Annotated in this window: 16 protein-coding genes; 6 read left to right on the forward strand and 10 right to left on the reverse strand. The window is 63.4% G+C overall.

The genetic code is table 11. The features are described 5' to 3' along the window. Nucleotide 1: 1 nt before the first annotated feature. The 3 genes from Q0877_RS07260 to Q0877_RS07270 are packed head-to-tail and all read right to left on the reverse strand — an operon-like array spanning nucleotide 2 to nucleotide 2372. The gene (locus Q0877_RS07260) at nucleotides 2-427 is read right to left on the reverse strand and encodes an HIT family protein (RefSeq protein WP_299166721.1); all 426 of its coding nucleotides are present in this window, start codon (nucleotides 425-427) and stop codon (nucleotides 2-4) included. Then, the gene (locus Q0877_RS07265) at nucleotides 424-1485 is read right to left on the reverse strand and encodes an NAD(P)-dependent alcohol dehydrogenase (protein WP_299166722.1); all 1062 of its coding nucleotides are present in this window, start codon (nucleotides 1483-1485) and stop codon (nucleotides 424-426) included. The genes Q0877_RS07260 and Q0877_RS07265 overlap by 4 nt, the downstream gene beginning before the upstream one ends. A gap of 53 nt (nucleotides 1486-1538) precedes the next feature. Further along, on the reverse strand, nucleotides 1539-2372 hold the full coding sequence (locus tag Q0877_RS07270) for a sulfurtransferase (RefSeq protein WP_299166723.1): 834 nt from the start codon (nucleotides 2370-2372) through the stop codon (nucleotides 1539-1541). A 161-nt stretch (nucleotides 2373-2533) separates the two neighbouring features. Between Q0877_RS07270 and Q0877_RS07275 the strand changes: the two genes are divergently transcribed. Further along, entirely contained in the window at nucleotides 2534-4198 is a 1665-nt protein-coding gene (locus tag Q0877_RS07275; protein ID WP_299166724.1) for an alkaline phosphatase D family protein, read from the forward strand. Between the two features lie 32 nt (nucleotides 4199-4230). Here Q0877_RS07275 and Q0877_RS07280 read toward each other — a convergent pair whose 3' ends face one another. After that, a complete protein-coding gene (locus tag Q0877_RS07280; RefSeq protein WP_299166725.1) occupies nucleotides 4231-4896 on the reverse strand; it encodes an MBL fold metallo-hydrolase in 666 nt (221 codons plus the stop codon). 169 nt (nucleotides 4897-5065) lie between these two features. Here Q0877_RS07280 and Q0877_RS07285 point away from each other — a divergent pair, with 169 nt between their 5' ends. Beyond that, complete coding sequence (locus Q0877_RS07285) at nucleotides 5066-5497, forward strand: Fur family transcriptional regulator (RefSeq protein ID WP_299166726.1); 432 nt, start codon at nucleotides 5066-5068, stop codon at nucleotides 5495-5497. Here the strand turns inward: Q0877_RS07285 and Q0877_RS07290 are convergent. The 3 genes from Q0877_RS07290 to Q0877_RS07300 are packed head-to-tail and all read right to left on the reverse strand — an operon-like array spanning nucleotide 5494 to nucleotide 8218. Next, nucleotides 5494-6375 (reverse strand): metal ABC transporter permease, encoded by an 882-nt coding sequence (locus tag Q0877_RS07290; RefSeq protein WP_299166727.1) that lies wholly within the window; start codon nucleotides 6373-6375, stop codon nucleotides 5494-5496. The genes Q0877_RS07285 and Q0877_RS07290 overlap by 4 nt on opposite strands. Further along, entirely contained in the window at nucleotides 6372-7202 is an 831-nt protein-coding gene (locus tag Q0877_RS07295) for a metal ABC transporter ATP-binding protein (RefSeq protein ID WP_299166728.1), read from the reverse strand. The genes Q0877_RS07290 and Q0877_RS07295 overlap by 4 nt, the downstream gene beginning before the upstream one ends. Before the next feature lie 44 nt (nucleotides 7203-7246). Beyond that, complete coding sequence (locus Q0877_RS07300) at nucleotides 7247-8218, reverse strand: metal ABC transporter solute-binding protein, Zn/Mn family (protein WP_299166729.1); 972 nt, start codon at nucleotides 8216-8218, stop codon at nucleotides 7247-7249. Between the two features lie 155 nt (nucleotides 8219-8373). On the opposite strand from Q0877_RS07300, the gene Q0877_RS07305 reads away from it, so the two are divergent. After that, nucleotides 8374-8712 (forward strand): hypothetical protein, encoded by a 339-nt coding sequence (locus tag Q0877_RS07305; protein ID WP_299166730.1) that lies wholly within the window; start codon nucleotides 8374-8376, stop codon nucleotides 8710-8712. Between the two features lie 21 nt (nucleotides 8713-8733). Next, nucleotides 8734-9522 (forward strand): nitroreductase family protein, encoded by a 789-nt coding sequence (locus tag Q0877_RS07310; RefSeq protein ID WP_299166731.1) that lies wholly within the window; start codon nucleotides 8734-8736, stop codon nucleotides 9520-9522. A 57-nt stretch (nucleotides 9523-9579) separates the two neighbouring features. Here Q0877_RS07310 and Q0877_RS07315 read toward each other — a convergent pair whose 3' ends face one another. The 3 genes from Q0877_RS07315 to Q0877_RS07325 form a co-directional block, all read right to left on the reverse strand. Beyond that, nucleotides 9580-10695, reverse strand: a complete 1116-nt coding sequence (locus Q0877_RS07315; protein WP_299166732.1) for a hemolysin family protein — start codon at nucleotides 10693-10695, stop codon at nucleotides 9580-9582. Then, nucleotides 10692-12041, reverse strand: a complete 1350-nt coding sequence (locus Q0877_RS07320) for a hemolysin family protein (RefSeq protein WP_299166733.1) — start codon at nucleotides 12039-12041, stop codon at nucleotides 10692-10694. Before Q0877_RS07320 ends, Q0877_RS07315 begins: the two co-directional genes overlap by 4 nt. Nucleotides 12042-12456: 415 nt before the next feature. Then, entirely contained in the window at nucleotides 12457-13905 is a 1449-nt protein-coding gene (locus Q0877_RS07325) for a GuaB1 family IMP dehydrogenase-related protein (protein ID WP_299166734.1), read from the reverse strand. Between the two features lie 231 nt (nucleotides 13906-14136). Here Q0877_RS07325 and Q0877_RS07330 point away from each other — a divergent pair, with 231 nt between their 5' ends. Both Q0877_RS07330 and Q0877_RS07335 read left to right on the forward strand, forming a co-directional pair. Beyond that, nucleotides 14137-17988 (forward strand): multifunctional oxoglutarate decarboxylase/oxoglutarate dehydrogenase thiamine pyrophosphate-binding subunit/dihydrolipoyllysine-residue succinyltransferase subunit, encoded by a 3852-nt coding sequence (locus Q0877_RS07330; RefSeq protein ID WP_299166735.1) that lies wholly within the window; start codon nucleotides 14137-14139, stop codon nucleotides 17986-17988. A gap of 129 nt (nucleotides 17989-18117) precedes the next feature. Next, on the forward strand, nucleotides 18118-18717 hold the full coding sequence (locus Q0877_RS07335) for a GDSL-type esterase/lipase family protein (protein ID WP_299166736.1): 600 nt from the start codon (nucleotides 18118-18120) through the stop codon (nucleotides 18715-18717). Nucleotides 18718-18794 lie beyond the last annotated feature (77 nt).

An 18794-nucleotide genomic window follows, 5' to 3' on the forward strand; every position in this document is an offset into this window, starting at 1 on the left:
GTCAGTCAGGAACGTTCTCGCCGAACCCTGCACTGCGCAGGGCAGCCCGAAGCCGTTCTGCGTTCTCGTCGAGCTTCTCCGGATCCGGGTTCGAATCGATGTTGTGGACATCGAAGTCAGCAGGGCTTTGCGTCGGCCAGATGTGGACGTGTACGTGGGGAACTTCGTAGCCCTCCATCAGAACTCCGATGCGCCTCGCATCGAACTCCTTCTCCTGAACCCTGGCAATTTGTTGTGCCACCCGCATGACCTTGCCGAGGAGGTCCGGCTCGAGATCAATCCAGTGGGCTACCTCACGGCGGGGAACGACCATCAGGTGCCCGTCGGTAATCGGTTCGATGGTCAAGAAGGCCACCACGTCCTCGTCCTTCCAGACGAAGCGGCCGGGTATCTCGCCGGCGATGATCCTGGTGAAGATCGTGCTCATAGGTACTCCTTAAGTGAGCTGACGTCGAGAACGAACCGGTACTTCACATCGCCTGCAACCATGCGGTCGTAGGCCGAGTTGAGCTGGTCGGCGGTGACCAACTCGATATCCGACACCACTGAATGCTCTGCACAGAAATCGAGCATCTCCTGCGTTTCCGCGATGCCACCGATGAGCGAGCCGGCGTACGTGCGCCGTTTGCGGATCAGCAGGCCGGGGTCAACGGCCGGCATCGGGTCTGCAGGCAAGCCGAGCTGAAACAACGCTCCGTCGAGCCGGAGGGTGCGAATCAGCTGATTGAGGTCATGCGGCGCTGCCACCGTGTCGATGACGATGTCCAGCGTGTTCGCGGCGGCTTCCATGGCGTCAGCATCCCTGGAAATCACCACGTGGTCTGCGCCCAGCTGGCGCGCGGCGTCCACCTTGCCGGCGGAAGTGGTGAACACCGTCACCTCGGCTCCCATAGCTTTGGCGATCTTCACAGCCATATGGCCCAGGCCGCCCAGTCCGACGACCCCGACCGCGTCCCCTTTCTCCACTCCGAAGTGATTGAGCGGGGAGAACGTTGTGATGCCGGCGCACAGCAGCGGCGCGGCCGCCGCCGGATCCAGACTCTCCGGTATCCGGAGAATGTATCCTTCATTCACAACAATCGAGGTTGAGTAGCCGCCCTGGGTGACTTCGCCGTCGTGCCTGCGGTCGGGTGTGCCGTAGGTGCCGGTCATCCCGTTCTCGCAGTACTGTTCCAGGCCGTTCGCGCAGCTTTCGCACGCCCGGCAGGAGTCCACCATGCAGCCGACTCCCACCCTGTCTCCGACAGCGAAGGAGTTCACGGACTCCCCCACCCGGGTAACCCGGCCGACAATCTCATGGCCGGGCACCAGCGGATAGCGGGTAGTACCCCATTCGCTCCGGGTCGCATGGACGTCCGAGTGGCACAGTCCGCAGTATTCGATGGCGATCTCGACGTCGTCGTGCTCCGGTTCCCTACGTTCAACGGTTGCGCGCCCCAACCCGCTGGACGCCGAGGTGGCGGCATAGGCAAATGCAGTGGTCATAACCGTTACTCTCTCATGACGGAACTGAGCCAACCCACACCGCCCGGCGTAGGTCAGGGACCCGTCGCCACCGGCAGATCCGCACGCTGGGACCACTGTGACCACGATCCCGGATACAGGGCCGCCGAAAAGCCGGCAACCTCAAGAGCAGCAATCTCGTGAGCAGCCGTGATACCGGATCCGCAGTACACGGCGACGTCTGCAGTATCTGTAATACCGAGTGCAGCGAAGCGCCGGCGCAGTTCCGCCGGCGGCAGGAACGTCTCCTCCGGTGTGAGGTTGTCCGAGGTGGGTGCGCTCGCCGCGCCTGGTATGTGTCCGGCCTTCGGGTCGATCGGCTCGGTGTCACCGCGGTAGCGCTCCGCCGCCCGGGCATCGAGCAGGACGCCGTTTCGCGCCAGGGTGAGAACGCCGTCGACCGTCGTCAGGACAGGCATGTGTCCGGAGCTGAGGTTTACTTCGCCCAGGCAGTGCTGCTCCTCGCCGCGCTCCGTCTCGTAGCCGGCTGCCTGCCACGCACTCAGTCCGCCGTCGAGCAGGTGGACGCTGGTGAGTCCTGCGTCGCGAAGCAGCCACCAGAGGCGTGCTGCCGACAGATTGCCCGTGTCGTCATAGGCAACGACTACATCGCCGTCGTTGATGCCCCATTGTCGGGCCGCCTCCTCGAGCGCCGCCGGTTCCGGCAGCGGGTGCCGTCCCTCCACTGCGGATGGATGCGAGCACAACTGCGTTTCAAGGTCAACGTAGACGGCACCTGGAATATGAGCTGATCGGTACTGCTCGTGGCCGTGGGGGTTGCCCAGCGCCCAGCGAACATCCAGCAGGACGGTCTGCTGACCGGAGGTCATCCGGTTCCGCAGCGCCTGCACGTCCATCAGAGTCTCCATGAGGATCTCCTTAGAAAGTGTGACCGGTGGCACACCGGTCACGGGTGTGAGCCAAGTTCACCACAGCTCCGCTCTCCCATCCAAGCCGGCGATCGGCAGCCCTGCGGCGGCAGACTTCCATCCCTCTGGCCCTCCACTGCACGAGGGGGTAAAACAGGACAATGACAGCTTCACTGGTGCTCGGTCCGATGCTCCGGTATGTCGATGAAACTTCGGCGTCGCTGTGGGTTGAAACCAGCGCAGCCTGCACGGTCGAACTGCGCGTGGGGGTGCACTCGTGGACTGCCGCTACGTTCGCCGTCCATGATCATCACTACGCGTTGGTGGAAGCGGAGGGTCTACCCGCCGGCGCCACCCTCAGGTACACCCTCGGCATAGACGGCGAGCGCGTCTGGCCGGAGCGAGATTCGCCGTTCCCCGATCCGTCGATCCGAACACTGCACCCGGACCGGCGGCTTCGACTTGCCTTCGGATCGTGCCGGACCAGCGTCCCGCACGATGCCATGGGTAATGCGACCCATGGGGTGGATGCTCTCCGCGCCTACGCGCTCGATCAGGCAGGGAACGACGACGACGACGCCGTCAGGCCCGATCTGCTTGCCCTCCTCGGTGACCAGGTTTATGCGGACTCGACGAGCAGTGAAATGCAGGATTTCATCGCATCCCGCCGATCGCTTGATGAACCGCCCGGGGAGGAATTGAAGGACTACGAGGAGTACGCCCACCTGTACAAGCTCGCCTGGTCTGACGAAGCGAACCGCTGGCTGCTTTCCACCGTTCCCAGCGCGATGATCTTCGATGACCATGACATCCGCGATGACTGGAACGCGTCCCTCACCTGGCGGGAAAAAATGAACGCGACCACGTGGTGGCACGGCCGCATTGTCGCCGGACTGGCGTCCTACTGGGTTTACCAGCACCTCGGGAACCTCTCCCCGGCAGCCCGCGCCGAAGACACCTTGTGGCGACAGGTTTCCGCTCACACTGGTGCCGGGGAACTGGACCTCACTGCCGATCTTGAGGCGTTCGCTGAACGCGCCGATTCCCACCCGCTCAGCTACCGCTGGAGCTACTGCCGGGATATCGGCGGCGTACGGATTATCACGGTCGACTCACGAGCCGCACGCGTACTCGACCCGGGGCGACGGTCCCTTCTCGATGACGCAGAACTTACGTGGCTGGACGAGCACTTCCAAGGCGGAGTACGGCACCTGCTCGTCGCGACCTCACTCCCTTTCCTCCTCCCGCGCGGGCTCCATCACATTGAGTCCTGGGACGAAGCCCTCTCGGAGGGAGCCTGGGGGAAGCTGGGAGCACGGATCGGCGAAACACTGCGGCAGGCCCTCGATCTCGAGCACTGGGCTGCTTTTCAGCGCAGCTTCCGCGCAATTGCCGACCGTGCACTTGAGGTGGCGGACGGGAAGCGGGGACCTGCGCCACAGACGGTGACGTTCCTCTCCGGTGACGTGCACTTTTCCTACATCGCAGAGGTTGAGCGTTCCTCCGGCAGCCGCATCCTTCAGGCAGTCTGCTCCCCGGTTCGCAATCCGCTGCCCCGCGCGCTGCGGTTTGCCACTGTGGTGATGTCCTATGGCGTCGCCAGCCCGATCGGCGCACTGGTAGCCCGCTCGGTGAAAGTGCCCAAGCCGCCCTTCTCCTGGACGACCGTCAAGGGGCCCTGGTTCGACAACAACCTGGCTGTCCTCGAAGACACCGAGGACGGGATGAAGCTGCAATGGGCAACCGGTGTGACAGCCGGCGACGCACGTTCCCCGCGGTTGAAAGAAGTCGCTACGTACACCGTTCCTCCCCGCACGCGCGAATGAACCAGGACCAGCGAACCAAGGCGAGCGAAGCGCTAGATCTCCACGCTTTGTCCGGGATCCAGGTGCCTGAATTCCGTTCCGTAGTGCTTCCCCAGCCGGGTGACGTGACCCTCAACCATGGCGAGTCCGGTCTCGTTCAGTAGGGCGTCATGGATCTGGTGGGCCCGCGGCGCCCTGACGGAGGTCACGAAATCGATCACCTCGGCCGTCTTCGACCACGGCGCGTGGACCGGCACAAGCAGCGTCTGTACGTGTACTCCATGCGGGACAATGAACGAATCGCCCGGGTGGTAGAGGGCTCCCTCGATCAGAAATCCAATGTTCTTCACGACGGGAATATGCGGATGAATCAGGGCGTGCTGCCCTCCGAAGGTCCGCACGTCAAATCCGGCAATGGTGTAGCTCTGCTCAGGTTCGACGGCATGCACACGGTCCGCGCCGCCGTCATGCTCCCCCACTTCCGAGCTCAACTGTGCAGCGACGCCCTCCGGGGCAAATACCTCGAGCGCCGGATCTGCGCGGACAGCGGCCGTGATTCGTTCCTTGTCGAAGTGGTCGGCATGTTCATGGGTGATCAGGATGGCGGCCGCACCTGAGACTGCCTCCTCAACCTCGGAGAAACTTCCGGGATCCAGGACGATCACAGTCCCGTCCTTCTCGAGGCGGACGCACGCGTGGGTGAACTTCGTCAGCAACATGCGCCCACACTATCGCCGTCGCTCCGCTCGTGTCTTCGGTCTGTTCACTTTCTCTTCGGTACCCGCACAGCGGAGCTCCGCAGGCGCCGGTGCTACCCTTGACGCGAGTTCAATCCGGAGAAGCCTTCCGGGAATGCAGCTTATTTCGAGAGGGAGGTGACCGCTACGCATGTCTGCTGAAGCAGGACAGCCGGTCCGCAAAGGATCGGAGCAGCGTGTTACGCGGCAGCGCCGGGCGGTCAGCGCCACCCTCGATGAGCTGGACGACTTCGTCAGCACGCAGGAGCTCTACCGCAAACTGCACGAACGAGGCGAATCGGTCTCCCTGGCGACCGCCTACCGCATCCTTCAATCAATGGCCGATGACGGCCTGGTGGATGTGCTGCGGAACGGCGAGGGAGAGGCTGTCTACCGCCGGTGCGCCGTCGAACACCACCACCACCACCTGCTGTGCCGCCGGTGCGGACGGGCAGTGGAAATCGAAGCGCCGGCAGTTGAGCAGTGGGCTGCCCGGATGGCGGAGGAGCACGGGTATACCGAGGTTGCGCACACCGTGGAGATTTACGGGCTGTGCCCGGAGTGCAGCGCCGCGAAAGGCTAGGCCGGCTGCACCGCGCGGGACTCCGACGCCGTCGCCCTCTTCGAGCGGCGCCAGCTGATGATCCTGCACACCAGATAGATCACGAATGAGATGGTGGTCACGTACGGGCTGATGGGAATCCGCCCGCCCAGCGCCAGGAGGATCCCGCCGACCACCGAGGTGCAGGCAAACGCAACACTGAGCAGCACCACGAGCCGGGGTGACGAGGTGACCTTGAGCGCTGCCGCAGCGGGCGTAATGAGTAGCGCGAGCACCAGCAGTGCGCCGACCACCTGAATGGACAGCGCCACGGAGACGCCCAGCAGGAACATGAATGCCAGCGACAGCCCGCGTACGGGGACGCCGCGCGCCTCGGCGAGGTCAGGATCCACGCTGGCAAAGGTCAGCGGGCGCCAGATGGCCCCCAGCGCAACCATGACGACGACGGCGCAGCCGGCCAGGAGCGCAAGCTGCACCTGGTCAACTGAGACAATCTGCCCGGTGAGCAGGCCGAACTTGTTGGCCGCCCTGCCCTCGTAAAGAGCCAGGAACAGGATTCCCAGGCCCAGCCCGAAAGGCATGATGACGCCGATGATCGAGTTGCGGTCGCGTGCCCGGATACCCATCATGCCGAGCAGGAGGGCGGCTATGACTGAGCCGATCAGCGAGCCGAACACCACATTGGCGCCGATCAGCAGGGCAAATGCGGCACCGGCGAAGGAGAGTTCGGCGATCCCGTGCACAGCGAAGGCGAGATCACGCATCATCACGAAGGTGCCGATCAGGCCGCCCAGTAACCCCAGCACCGCTCCCGCCCAGATCGAGTTCTGAACAAGCGGAAGCAGCTCGCTGTAATTGTCGAACGTGAAAATAGCCTGGAGCATCTCGTCGAACGTCACGGCTGTGCCACCTCTGCGTGGTGATGCGTGGTGGCATCCGGAAGGCCCACAACGACGATGCGGCCGTTGTTATGGATGACATCGACCCTGCTGTCGTAGAGATCGGACAACACTTCGCTCGTCATGACATCCTGCGGCCGGCCTACCCGGAACCGTCCGCCGGCCAGATACAGAACGCGGTCAACATAGTCGATGATCGGATTGATCTCGTGCGTGACGAAGACCACTGCCGTGTCGTGCTCGCGGCACTGGTCGTTGATGAGCTTACTCACCGCCTGCTGGTGGTGAAGATCCAGCGAGAGCAGCGGCTCATCACACAGCAGCACCTGCGGATCTGCGGCCAGTGCCTGGGCGGCGCGCAGCCGCTGCTGCTCCCCTCCGGACAACCGGCCGACGGGAGCATCCGCGTACGACGACGCACCCACCTTTTCAAGGAGCGCGTCCACGGTGCGCCGGTAGTTCGCGCCGCCGCGACGGAAACCCCAACGGTGCCCGTCCACACCGAGTCCCACCAGGTCCCGAGCCCGCAGCGGGGTCTCGGCGGCGAAAGACTTCTGCTGCGGGATGTAACCGAAGGCGCGGCTTCCGCGATGCAGTGCGTGGCCGTTGACCGTCGCGGTACCCGAGTCCAGCTCCTGCAGGCCGAGAAGCACTCTCAACAGGCTGGTCTTGCCCGACCCGTTCGGACCGAGAACCGCAAGGAACTCGCCCGGCCGGATGTCGAGATCCAGCTCCCGCCAGAGCGTCCGCTGACCGAAAGAGAGGGAGGCGGAGCGCAGGCTCACTGCGGGGTGGGCGGCAGCACCGCCGTCGTCCTCAGTGACCATGGAGTTTCCTTGAAGCAGGGATGGGAGTGTCTCGGCCAATTCTGTCAGGACTTCAGTGCTTCAGCGATGTTCTCGACATTGGTGGCCATCCAGGAGAGGTAATCCGTACGCTCCGGAAGGGTCTCGGTGAAGTTGACCACCGGTACCGAGGCGGCCTCGGCCGTGCCGCGTACTGCCTGCGTCTGTGGCCCCTCCGTCTGCTCGTTGTAGGCCAGGAAGGCAACTGAGCGACTCTTCACGAGTTCCTGCATCTCGTTCAGCGCAGCGACGGGCACATCTGCGCCCTCCTCAATGGCCTCGGTGTAGTCGGCGGGCGTGGCATCCTCCAGCCCGGCCGCCTCCAGCAGGTACGCGGGCACCGGTTCAGTGGCGGCTACTTCCTTTCCTGCGGCGTCAGGAGCAAGTGCCTCCGCCTGGTCCTGCAGATCAGCAAGTTCGTCCGCGAGGGAGGCGGCGTTGCTCTCATAGGTGTCGGCATTCCCGGGGTCGAGCGCCGCCAGTTTCTCCCCTACTGCATCTGCGAGGTCAGCCATCGCGTCGAGCTTGTACCAGACGTGTTCGTTGAAGGAGCCATGATCATGTCCGTCTTCCGAATGGTCCTCTGCTTCGGCGTGCGCGTTCCCCTGAGGTGCTACTTCAGCGATGTCGACGGCGCTGAGTACGTACTCGTGATCCATCTCCACTGAATCGGCAAGCGTGTGCAGGAAGGGATCATAGCCGCCGCCGTTTTCAACCAGAAGGTCCGCTTTTGATACCGCGAGCTTGTCCTGCACCGTTGCCTCATAGGAGTGCGGGTCCTGACTGAGACTGTTGACGATGGCGGTCACCTCGACATGGTCTCCACCGACGGATTCGACGATGTTCCCATAGACATTCGTAGAGGTTACGACCTGCAATGCAGCACTTTCTGCTGCCTGGCCGGAACCCCCGGCGTCCTGGCCGCAACCGGCCAGTGCCAGCGGAAGAAGCGCCAGGGAGGTGAGCACCGCCGTCGTTCGCGCGGGAAAGCTGCGCATGAATGTCCTCGATCTGTGTCGGAAAGGGCTGTGGACGCCTTGGGAGGCTCGCTCAACTCTAACCTAAACGCGAATCATTCGCATTCTGACCGCGCACGAGTTGAATGCGAAAATGGTCGTGTGTCGAGCCACCTTGAACCGAAGCCCGCCTTCCCGTGACGGGGATTGAACTCCTGTTCGTGCTGGCGAGCGGAACCTACATCCTCAACGCGTTCTTCGGTGTCTCTGTACGAGCCGGGATCGTCGATTCGAGCGGGTTCCGGTGGCTACATCACGGCCTGTATCTAGCAACCTTCGTGCTGGCTCTCCTTGCCGCAAGCTCGATGTGGTGGAGTCCAAACCAGGCGGGCTGGTACCTGATACCCGCGGTGCTTGCCCTGGCAGCGCTGCCCTACGTCGGTTCTGCGCGCCGCCACCCGCGCCGGCACGTTTACGCCGCGCTGGTTCCGCTGCCGTTCTATATCCTGAGCCTCATAGTGGCACTCACTTCCTGAACCGTTGACCCTAGGACACCCGTGGAATTCCTCGACGTCGTTTTCAACCGCAAGACCACCAACGGGCCCTTCCTGCCCGACCCTGTCAGCCAGGACCATCAGCAGCTCCTGATGCAGGTCGCGGGCGCCGCGCCGTCACAGTTGAATAGCCAGCCCTGGCGCTTCGTTGTTGTTGAGGACCGGAAGACCATCGGTCAGATTGCGGCAATCAGCGGCGAGAGCATGACCCAGGTGATGGCCGAGGGAACGTTCTTCGAGCGCTACAAGCGCTACTTCCGGTTCAGCGAGGCCGAAATGGAGCAACGGCGGGACGGCATGCTCTTCGACCAGCTTCCCGCGCTGCTTCGCCCTTTCACAAAAAGGGTATTCACCCCATCCGGACAAACTCTGATGAACAAGCTTCGCGTTCCGCAGACACTAGGCGAGGAGAACCGGAAGCTCGTCGCCGGCTCGCCCCTGCTGCTGGGCGTGATGCTGGACAGGACCGAGTACCGGCCCGGTGAACTGTCCGGCTTCTATTCGGTGTTCAGCATGGGGGCCGCGATGGAAAACCTCTGGCTGACAACCGTTGAGTTGGGCATGGGAATCCAGTTCGTTTCCTTCCCGATGGAAGTGCCCGCGAACTGGAAGCGTGTGGAGTCGATTCTCCGGGTTCCGGACGAGCTGGAGCTGATGGCGGTTTACCGGCTCGGCTACCTGCCGGAGAAGCAACGCCGCCCAGCCATCGACTGGTCAAGCAGGCAGCGGAAGCGGCCTTCCCAGTACGTGTTCCGGAACAGCTGTGCCACGCCACAGGAGGGCTGGGACTGATTCGACCTCTCACCACGGCGAGGCCCTCCGGGTGGAGCGGCCCGCCGTGGTGGTCAATCAGGAGGTTCGGCTCGTCCGTACGTCTGAGACGCCCATCTGTTGACCTTCCTGCAGTGATTCCCCGGTTCTCCGAAGCCCCTGGTTCTGCGTGGCATCACGGATTTCGCCGATCAGCTGCTCGATGACGTCCTCGAGGAAGAGCACGCCCCTGGCCTGTCCATCCCGCGTCATCACGCGGGCCAGATGGGATCCGGTGCGCTGCATGGTGGCAAGCGCTTCCTCGATCTCGTCGTCCGCGCTCAGGTTGGCCAGGGCGCGGACCTTGTTTTCTGTGATGGGCCGCGCGTACGCCTGTTCCGGCATGGACATAACGTCCTTCAGGTGCAGATAGCCGGTGAGGTTGCCCAGCTCATCGACCAGCACGAAACGGGAAAACCCGGTGCGGCCGACCGCTCTCTCGAACTCCTCGGGTGTTGAGTCGGTGCCGAGGGTGACGAGTTCATCCAGCGGGACCATGACGGTCCCCGCGGTCTGGCCCGAAAACTCCAGCGCACTGCTGATCAGCCCGGCGTCGTCGTCCACCAGTCCGTGGCGCGTCGACTCCTGCACAATGGACTGCACCTCTTCCAGCGTGAAGGACGAGGTCACCTCATCCTTCGGCTCGATGCGCATGGCGCGCAGGATGTGGTTCGCGGTCCAGTTCAGGGTGGAAATCACTGGGTGCACGATCTTCGCGACCATCACAAGCGGCGGCGCGAGGAGCAGTGCGGCTTTGTCGGCCACCGATACAGAGATATTCTTCGGGACCATCTCACCGAACGTCACGTGCAGGAAGGTCACGAGCGCAAGCGCGATACCGAAGGCAATGCCGTCCGCCAGCCCTTCCGGCAGACCGATCGCCTCAAGCGGGACCACCATCAGGTGATGGATAGCGGGCTCAGCCACCTGAAGGATCAGCAGCGAGCATACCGTGATGCCCAGCTGCGCACAGGCGAGCATGAGAGAGACGTGTTCCATCGCCCAGAGGGTAGTGCGCGCTCGCTTGGAGCCTTCCTCCGCGAGCGGTTCGATCTGGCTTCGCCGTGCGCTCATGATCGCGAACTCCGCACCGACGAAGAACGCATTGCCGATCAGCAGAACGACCAGCCAGAGAATTCCTGCCCAGTCGTTCATCGGGAACCTCCTACGGCCGAGGTTCCCGGGCCCGGCTGCCCGGTCTCTTCGGACTCCATCGGGATGAAACTGATGCGATCGATCCGGCGTCCATCCATGCGTTCCACCTCAAGGGTTCCGTCGGGCACTTGCACGCGATCGCCGACCTCGGCAATCCGGCCCAGGACGGACATCATGAACCCGCCGACTGTCTCATAACCCGCTTCATCGGGCACTGACAGGTGCGGGATCTGGTCGCTGACCTCGTCCGGACGCATGATGCCCGGGAAGAACCAGTTTCCGGCTGCACTTTGCAGAACACCGGGTTTGAGCTTGTCGTGTTCGTCAGCCACCTCACCCACAATTTCCTCGACCAGGTCTTCAAGCGTGACAACTCCGGCGGTTCCGCCGTATTCGTCGAGAACCACAGCGAGCTGCAGGTTGGCCTCCCGGAGCTCGCTGAGCAGGGAGTCAAGGTGCACCGTCTCGGGAATCCGGAGCACGTCAGTCATAATGGTGCCGGCCGGAAGCTCGGCACGCCTGGAACGCGGCACGGCGACTGCCTTCTTGACGTGGACCACGCCGCGGATGTCGTCGGGTGAGTCCCCGATGAGCGGAAACCTCGAGTAACCCGTCCTCCGTGCCAGGTCCACGACGTCAGCCACAGTCTCGTCGGATTCGATGGTTGCCATCCGGATACGCGGAGTCATGACGTCGGCTGCCGTGCGCTCCGAAAAGCTGAAGGTGCGGGCGAGGAAGTTCGCGGTTCCCTGGTTCAAAGTTCCCAGTTCAGCGGACCGGCGTACCAGTGAGGACAACTCAGACGGCGTCCGCGCTCCCGAAATTTCCTCTTTTGCCTCCAGGCCGAAAAGGTGCAGGATTCGGTTGGAGAAACCGTTGAGGACAACGATCGCCGGTTTGAAGATTGCCGTAAAAATGAGTTGCGGGCGTGCGAGGGTCTTGCCGACTTTGAAGGGCAGGGCTATGGCCATGTTCTTGGGCACCAACTCGCCGATCAGCATCGAGAGCAGCGTCGCCAGGACCATGGCGAGAATGAGCGAGATTGATGCCCGGGCGGTATCCGGGATACCGAGGGCGCCCAGCGGTGTCTCGAGCAGACGGCCCACCGACGGTTCCATGACGTAACCGGTTAACAGCGTGGTCAGCGTGATGCCGAGCTGACAGCTGGAGAGCTGGGTAGAAAGCGACTTGAGGCAGCGGAGCAGCGGCTCGGCTCGTTTGTCACCGTCATCCACCGCCCGCTGGACGTAGGTCTGGTCAAGAGCAACCAGGGCAAACTCAACGGCGACGAAGAAGCCGGTGCCAAGGATCAGCAGCAGGCCGGCGAGCAGGTAGAACCACTCCATTACCTGATCACCGCCGGTACTGACGGCCGTGCGCCGGTTTCACCCGGCGCACCGGGTTTCTCAGGCTCCGTCGGTTGAGAGGGCTCGTCCGGCTGGGAGTGCTCCCCGGAGGCAGCGCTGCCGGAAACGACGTCCCCGGACCCGGCGGCATCCGCGCAGAGAATTCCCAACGCGGATGGTCCGGCTGAAGCGGGCCGCGCCGAAGAGAGTGAATGATGGGCATGTGAACGGGGGTTGCCGGCTCTGGATGGCTGCGCTGCACATCGGATCGATGCTGCCTGTCGCTGCGTGCGCGCCATGGGCCGGCCCCTAGAGGAACTGTCCATAAGGTTTTTAGTTTACAGCAACAGCACAGTGACTGGCACTGGCTCCGGCTCTGGCTCTCGCACGAACCTTCAGCACCGGCGTCGTGCCCCTACCAGCTCTGCTGAAGCGGACGGCCTTCCTCATAGCCTGCCGCCGACTGCACGCCCACGATGGCGCGTTCACGAAACTCCGCGAGCGAGCGCGCCCCAGCGTAGGTCATCGAACTCCGCACACCCGCAGTGATCATGTCGAGCAGGTCCTCGACGCCCGGGCGGGCCGGATCGAGGTACATCGTCGAGGTGGAAATGCCTTCCTCGAACAATCCCTTGCGCGCCCGGGCAAATACGTCCTCTCGCTGGGTCCGGTTCTGGACAGCGCGGGCCGATGCCATCCCGAAGCTCTCCTTGTACTGGCGGCCCTGGCTGTCGGTCTGCAGGTCCCCGGGGCTTTCGTAGGTGCCGGCGAACCAGGACCCGATCATGACCTGGCTGGCACCTGCCGCGAGCGCAAGGGCGACGTCGCGCGGATACCGGACACCGCCGTCGGCCCACACATGGGCGCCAAGCTCTGCCGCAGCCTGCGCACATTCGTGAACGGCGGAGAACTGCGGACGGCCGACCGCCGTCATCATGCGGGTGGTGCACATGGCTCCCGGGCCCACACCCACCTTGATGATTGAAGCGCCTGCCTCCACCAGGTCGCGCACGCCGTCGGCGCTGACGACGTTTCCGGCAACGATGGGTACCGAGGGATCGAGGGAAGTGACGGCTTTCAGAGCGTCGAGCATCTTGCGCTGGTGGCCGTGGGCGGTGTCGACCACGAGGACGTCTACGCCGGCTTCGAGCAGTTCAGCCGCCTTGGATGCGACGTCCCCATTGATTCCGACGGCGGCTGCCACCCGCAGCCGGCCCTTGCCGTCCGTTGCGGGCTGATAGATGGTCGAGCGCAGTGCGCCCTTCCTCGTGATGACACCCGCGAGCTGCCCGTCCTGCGCGATCGCAGCGAGGGATGCACCGGCCGCATCGAGTTCCTCGAAGGCCTGCTGGAGGGCTTCGTCCCGGTCCTGGGAGAAGCGCGCGGCATCAAGCGTGAGTGCGGCCCGCATCACCGACTCGAGAGAGGCGAAACGGTCCACACCCTCGCAGTCTGCTGCGCGGACCACGCCGACACAGCGGTTGTCGTCGTCGACAATCATCACGGCGCCATGGGCGCGCTTGTTGATCAGATGCAGTGCATCGATCACGGTGTTGCCGGGCTGCAGCTTCAGGGGTGTTTCAAAGATGAGGTCGCGCTGCTTGACCCAACCGGTGACCTCGCTGATCACCTTCGTGGGGACGTCCTGCGGCAATACTGCCAGTCCGCCCCGGCGAGCTACGGTTTCCACCATCCGGCGCCCGGTGACTGCCGTCATATTGGCGACGACGAGCGGGATCGTCGTACCGGTTCCGTCGTCACTCGCGAGGTCGACGTCAAACCGTGAGATCACTTCGGAAGACGACGGTACGAGGAAAACGTCCGAGTAGGTGAGGTCAGTTGAGGGCGTGTTGATGAAACGCACGGGGTGCTCCTGCGGTCGGTTACACAAGCGAGTGTATGTCCAATTCGGGGCCCGTTCGGGTATGCATGGCGCAATCGGAATACCTCCGCGCGGGCGAGCCGCCGAGATTGGCTTGTTACCTGAAACTGTCATTAGACTGAAGGGCAGGTCAACAGGGTCAGGCGAGCGCCGATTCACCCTTTGCGGATCTTTTTGGGCCAAGGGCAACTCATGGAAGAGGGCGTATAACAAGTGCCACAACAACCCAACCATCGTCTACCGGAAGAGTTCGGCGGAAACGAATGGCTTGTGGATGAGCTCTATGAGCGATTCCAACAAGACCGGAATTCGGTAGACAAGAAGTGGTGGAGCCTTTTCGAATCCTTCGAGGCCGAGAACAGCGGTTCGGACAACGGGCGCCATGCGGCTGAGCGGTCAGCCGGCTCAGACCCCAACCCTCCCACCCGCGAACTGCCCGTCGTCCGGACGGAGCAGAACGCCCCGAAGGCATCGGGCGAGTCACCCGCTGCCAGCCAGGAGTCCGGAACACCACCGGTCCGCAAGGAAGAACCGAAGAAACCAAGTGCAGACAAGCCGGCTGCAGCGTCGAAGCCGGCTCCGGATGCAAAGCCTGCAGCCAAGGCCGAGCCGAAAGCAGAGGCAAAGGCAGAAAAGGCTCCCATCCCCGCGCAGCTCCCGAAGTCGGACCTGAACCCCGACATGGACGAGGACTCCGTTACCGTGCTTCGTGGGCCGGCAAAGGCCATCGCGACCAACATGGACGCCAGCCTGACGGTTCCCACCGCCACCAGTGTCCGCGCCATTCCGGCCAAACTGCTCATCGACAACCGCGTCGTCATCAACAACCACCTGGAGCGTGCACGGGGCGGCAAGGTCTCGTTCACGCACATCATCGGTTACGCCATCATCCGGGCGCTCTCCCAGTTCCCGTCGCAGAACGTGTACTACGACATCGTCGACGGCAAGCCCGCGGCGGTGCAGCCTGCGCATGTGAATTTCGGCCTCGCCATCGACATGCCCCGGCCGGACGGCTCCCGCCTGCTGGTCGTACCGAACATCAAGAAGGCGGAGACCCTCAACTTCTCCGAGTTCTGGCATTCCTACGAAGACCTCGTCAAGCGCGCACGCGCCGGCAAGCTCGGAGCCGATGACTACGCCGGCACCACCGTCTCCCTCACCAACCCGGGCGGCATCGGCACCGTCCACTCTGTTCCGAGGCTCTCCAAGGGTCAGGCCTGCATCATCGGAGCCGGCGCGCTGGAGTACCCGGCGGCCTTTCAGGGCGCCAGCGAGAAGACCCTAGCGCAACACGCCATCAGCAAGACCATCACCCTGACCTCCACCTACGATCACCGGGTCATTCAGGGCGCAGGCAGCGGTGAGTTCCTCCGGATCGTGCACCAGCTCCTTTTGGGCGAGCAGAACTTCTACGACGAAATCTTCGAAGCGCTGCGGATCCCGTACGAGCCCGTGCGCTGGAGCGCGGACATCCAGGTTGATCCAATGGATGAGATCAACAAAGTCGCACGGATCCAGCAGCTGATCCATGCCTACCGCGTGCGCGGCCATCTCATGGCGGACACCAACCCGCTGGAGTACGTGCAGCGCAAGCACGCAGACCTCGACGTACGCACACATGGGCTGACGCTGTGGGATCTTGACCGTGAATGGCCTACCGGGGGTTTCGGCGGGAAGCCCGCCCTGAAATTCCGCACCATCCTCGGTGTGCTTCGGGACGCCTACTGCAGGACCACCGGCATCGAGTACATGCACATCCAGGATCCCGAGGAACGCCAATGGTTCCAGGACGAGCTTGAGCACCCGTATTCGAAGCCGAGCCGCGAGGAGCAGCTGCGGATCCTGCACCGCCTCAATGCTGCCGAGGCCTTCGAGACTTTCCTGCAGACCAAGTTCGTGGGCCAGAAGCGGTTCTCACTCGAAGGCGGCGAATCGCTCATTCCGCTGCTTGACGCCATCCTTTCGGACGCAGCCGACGACGGCCTAGATGAGGTTGCCATCGGCATGGCACACCGGGGTCGCCTGAATGTGCTCACCAATATCGCAGGCAAGACCTATGCCCAGGTTTTCCGCGAGTTCGAGGGCACCCAGGACCCACGCTCCGTCCAGGGTTCCGGAGACGTGAAGTACCACCTGGGCACGGAGGGCACCTACACCTCGGACAGCGGCAATGAAACCAAGGTGTATCTGGCTGCCAACCCATCGCACCTCGAAGCCGTCGACTCCGTGCTCGAGGGAATTGTCCGTGCCAAGCAGGACCGCCTGGACCAGGGAGACACCTTCCCTGTCCTGCCGATCCTGGTTCACGGTGACGCTGCGTTCGCCGGCCAGGGTGTGGTGGCGGAGACGCTGAACCTTTCCCAGCTGCGCGGGTACCGCACAGGTGGAACCATCCACATCATCGTGAACAACCAGGTCGGCTTCACTACTTCGCCGACTGCATCCCGGTCCTCGGTGTACTCCACCGACGTGGCAAAGATGGTCCAGGCTCCGATCTTCCATGTGAACGGTGATGATCCTGAGGCCGTGGTCCGCGTAGCCGAGCTCGCATACCAGTTCCGCCAGCGGTTCAACAAGGACGTCGTCATCGACATGGTGTGCTACCGCAGGCGCGGCCACAACGAGGGCGACGACCCCTCGATGACCCAGCCGATGATGTACAACCTGATTGAGGCGAAGCGCTCAGTGCGCAAGCTGTACACCGAAGCTCTGATCGGTCGAGGCGACATCAGCCAGGAGGAAGCCGAGCAGGCCCTGCGTGACTACCAGGAGCGGCTTGAGCGTGTCTTTGCGGAGACCCATGCAGCTCAGACCTCCCCCATCCCGGTGGTCACCAAGGACGCCGCAGCCGTCTCCGACATTGAACGCCCCCTCGCCCAGCGTGGTGACAACGGCGTGGGAGTCCCGGCAAGCACGGCCATCACCGCGGAAACCCTCGCGCACATCGGCAAGGCGCACCTTGCCTTCCCGGACGGCTTTACTGTCCACCCGAAGCTCAAGGCCCTGCTCGAAAAGCGGGAGCAGATGTCGCGCGAAGGCGGCATCGACTGGGGCTTCGGCGAGATCGCTGCCTTCGGCTCACTGCTGATGGAGGGTGTGCCTGTGCGTTTGGCGGGACAGGACTCCCGCCGCGGCACCTTCGTGCAGCGGCACGCCGTCTTCCATGACCGCGCCAACGGCAACGAGTGGCTTCCGCTCGGTGAGCTCAGTGAGGGGCAGGCCAAGTTCTGGATCTATGACTCCCTGCTCTCGGAGTATGCGGCCATGGGTTTCGAGTACGGCTACTCGGTGGAACGTCCGGACGCACTGGTGCTCTGGGAAGCGCAGTTCGGCGACTTCGTGAACGGTGCCCAGACCATCATCGACGAATTCATCTCCTCCGCCGAACAGAAGTGGGGCCAGCGTTCTTCGCTGGTGCTCATGCTTCCGCACGGTTACGAAGGACAGGGTCCTGACCACTCGTCGGCGCGTATCGAACGTTTCCTGCAGATGTGCGCTGAAGACAACATGGTCGTCGCCAACCCGACTACTGCCGCATCGCACTTCCACCTGCTGCGGCGTCAGGCCTACAGCCGCCCCCGCAAGCCGCTCGTGATCTTCACCCCGAAGCAGTTGCTGCGCCTGAAGGCAGCAGCCAGCAGCGTCGAGGACTTCACCCAGGGCAGCTTCGAGCCGGTCATCGAAGACAGCGCCGGGCTCAACCCGGCCGACGTGACGCGGGTCCTGCTGGTTTCGGGGCGGCTCTACTATGATCTGGCAGCTGCCCGTCAGAAGACTGACGACACCTCAACCGCCATCCTTCGGGTTGAGCAGCTTGCGCCCCTTCCGGTCGAGGAGATCAAGTCCGCGATTGCCGCATACCCGAATGCGGACCTGGTGTGGGCTCAGGATGAGCCTGCCAACCAGGGGCCATGGCCCTTCATCGGGTTGAACCTGCCGCAGCATCTGGACCGCGAGCTTCGCCTAGCTTCGCGTCCTGCCTCAGCCTCGACGGCAACCGGATCGGCCAAGCACCATGCGGTGGAGCAGGAAATCCTTGTCAAGAAGGCTTTCGACCGTAACTAGCGAGCTGTTGCCCGAACATACAATGGGCAGGGTCTGTTGGGGCCCTGCCCATTGGCGTTTCCCGCCAGGATCCGGCGTCATTGTGCCGGTACCCCAGCATCAGACCCGACAACCAACCAGAGGGGAAAAGTGGAACAGCGCAGAATAAGGCTTGCCGCAGTGGGAGACGAACTGCTCGCAGGGCTGGGCGATCCCCGGGCGCTCGGTTGGCTGGGCAGGGTCCTGGCACGGACCACACCGGATAATGCAACTCTCGAAGCATTCAGTTTGGCTGTTCCCGGAGAGGGCACGGAAGCACTGGCAGCACGCTGGCTGGAGGAGGCCGGCCGCAGATTTGCGGACACCACCGAGAACAGACTGCTCATCGCGCTCTCAGATCGGGACCTCGACCTCGATCTCTCCACGGCGCGCAGCCGTCTCAATCTTGCGAACATCCTCGACGGGGCGGCACAGATGAGCATCAAGGTGCTCGTGGTTGGGCCTCCGCCCGGGTTGGATGCGGAGCGCAACCGCAGGCTGGCGGACCTCTCCGCAGCCTTCGCCGATGTGACAACGCGACGGAAGCATGTCTACGTGGACACTTTCACTCCCCTGCACGCTCACGAGCAGTGGCGCTCCGACCTCGCAGCCAACGGTGGCCGTCCGGGCCAGGCCGGATACGGTCTGATGGCCTGGCTGGTGCTTCACCGAGGGTGGTTCCAGTGGTTGGAGATCCCCGCTCCCGTCTGATCGTGACGGAGGGCTGATTGCCTCTTGTCGTTCCCAAAAACACGATATATCGTGTCCATACACGCGATATATCGTGT

Origin of the sequence: uncultured Arthrobacter sp., from assembly GCF_947495145.1 — a bacterium.
Classification (GTDB): Bacteria; Actinomycetota; Actinomycetes; order Actinomycetales; family Micrococcaceae; genus Arthrobacter_D.

Coding starts and splice junctions, on each gene's coding strand:
- Q0877_RS07260 (WP_299166721.1), bottom strand. CDS start 427: ATGAGCACGATCTTCACCAGGATCATCGCCGGCGAGATACCCGGCCGC.
- Q0877_RS07265 (WP_299166722.1), bottom strand. CDS start 1,485: ATGACCACTGCATTTGCCTATGCCGCCACCTCGGCGTCCAGCGGGTTG.
- Q0877_RS07270 (WP_299166723.1), bottom strand. CDS start 2,372: ATGGAGACTCTGATGGACGTGCAGGCGCTGCGGAACCGGATGACCTCC.
- Q0877_RS07275 (WP_299166724.1), top strand. CDS start 2,534: ATGACAGCTTCACTGGTGCTCGGTCCGATGCTCCGGTATGTCGATGAA.
- Q0877_RS07280 (WP_299166725.1), bottom strand. CDS start 4,896: ATGTTGCTGACGAAGTTCACCCACGCGTGCGTCCGCCTCGAGAAGGAC.
- Q0877_RS07285 (WP_299166726.1), top strand. CDS start 5,066: ATGTCTGCTGAAGCAGGACAGCCGGTCCGCAAAGGATCGGAGCAGCGT.
- Q0877_RS07295 (WP_299166728.1), bottom strand. CDS start 7,202: ATGGTCACTGAGGACGACGGCGGTGCTGCCGCCCACCCCGCAGTGAGC.
- Q0877_RS07300 (WP_299166729.1), bottom strand. CDS start 8,218: ATGCGCAGCTTTCCCGCGCGAACGACGGCGGTGCTCACCTCCCTGGCG.
- Q0877_RS07315 (WP_299166732.1), bottom strand. CDS start 10,695: ATGAACGACTGGGCAGGAATTCTCTGGCTGGTCGTTCTGCTGATCGGC.
- Q0877_RS07320 (WP_299166733.1), bottom strand. CDS start 12,041: ATGGAGTGGTTCTACCTGCTCGCCGGCCTGCTGCTGATCCTTGGCACC.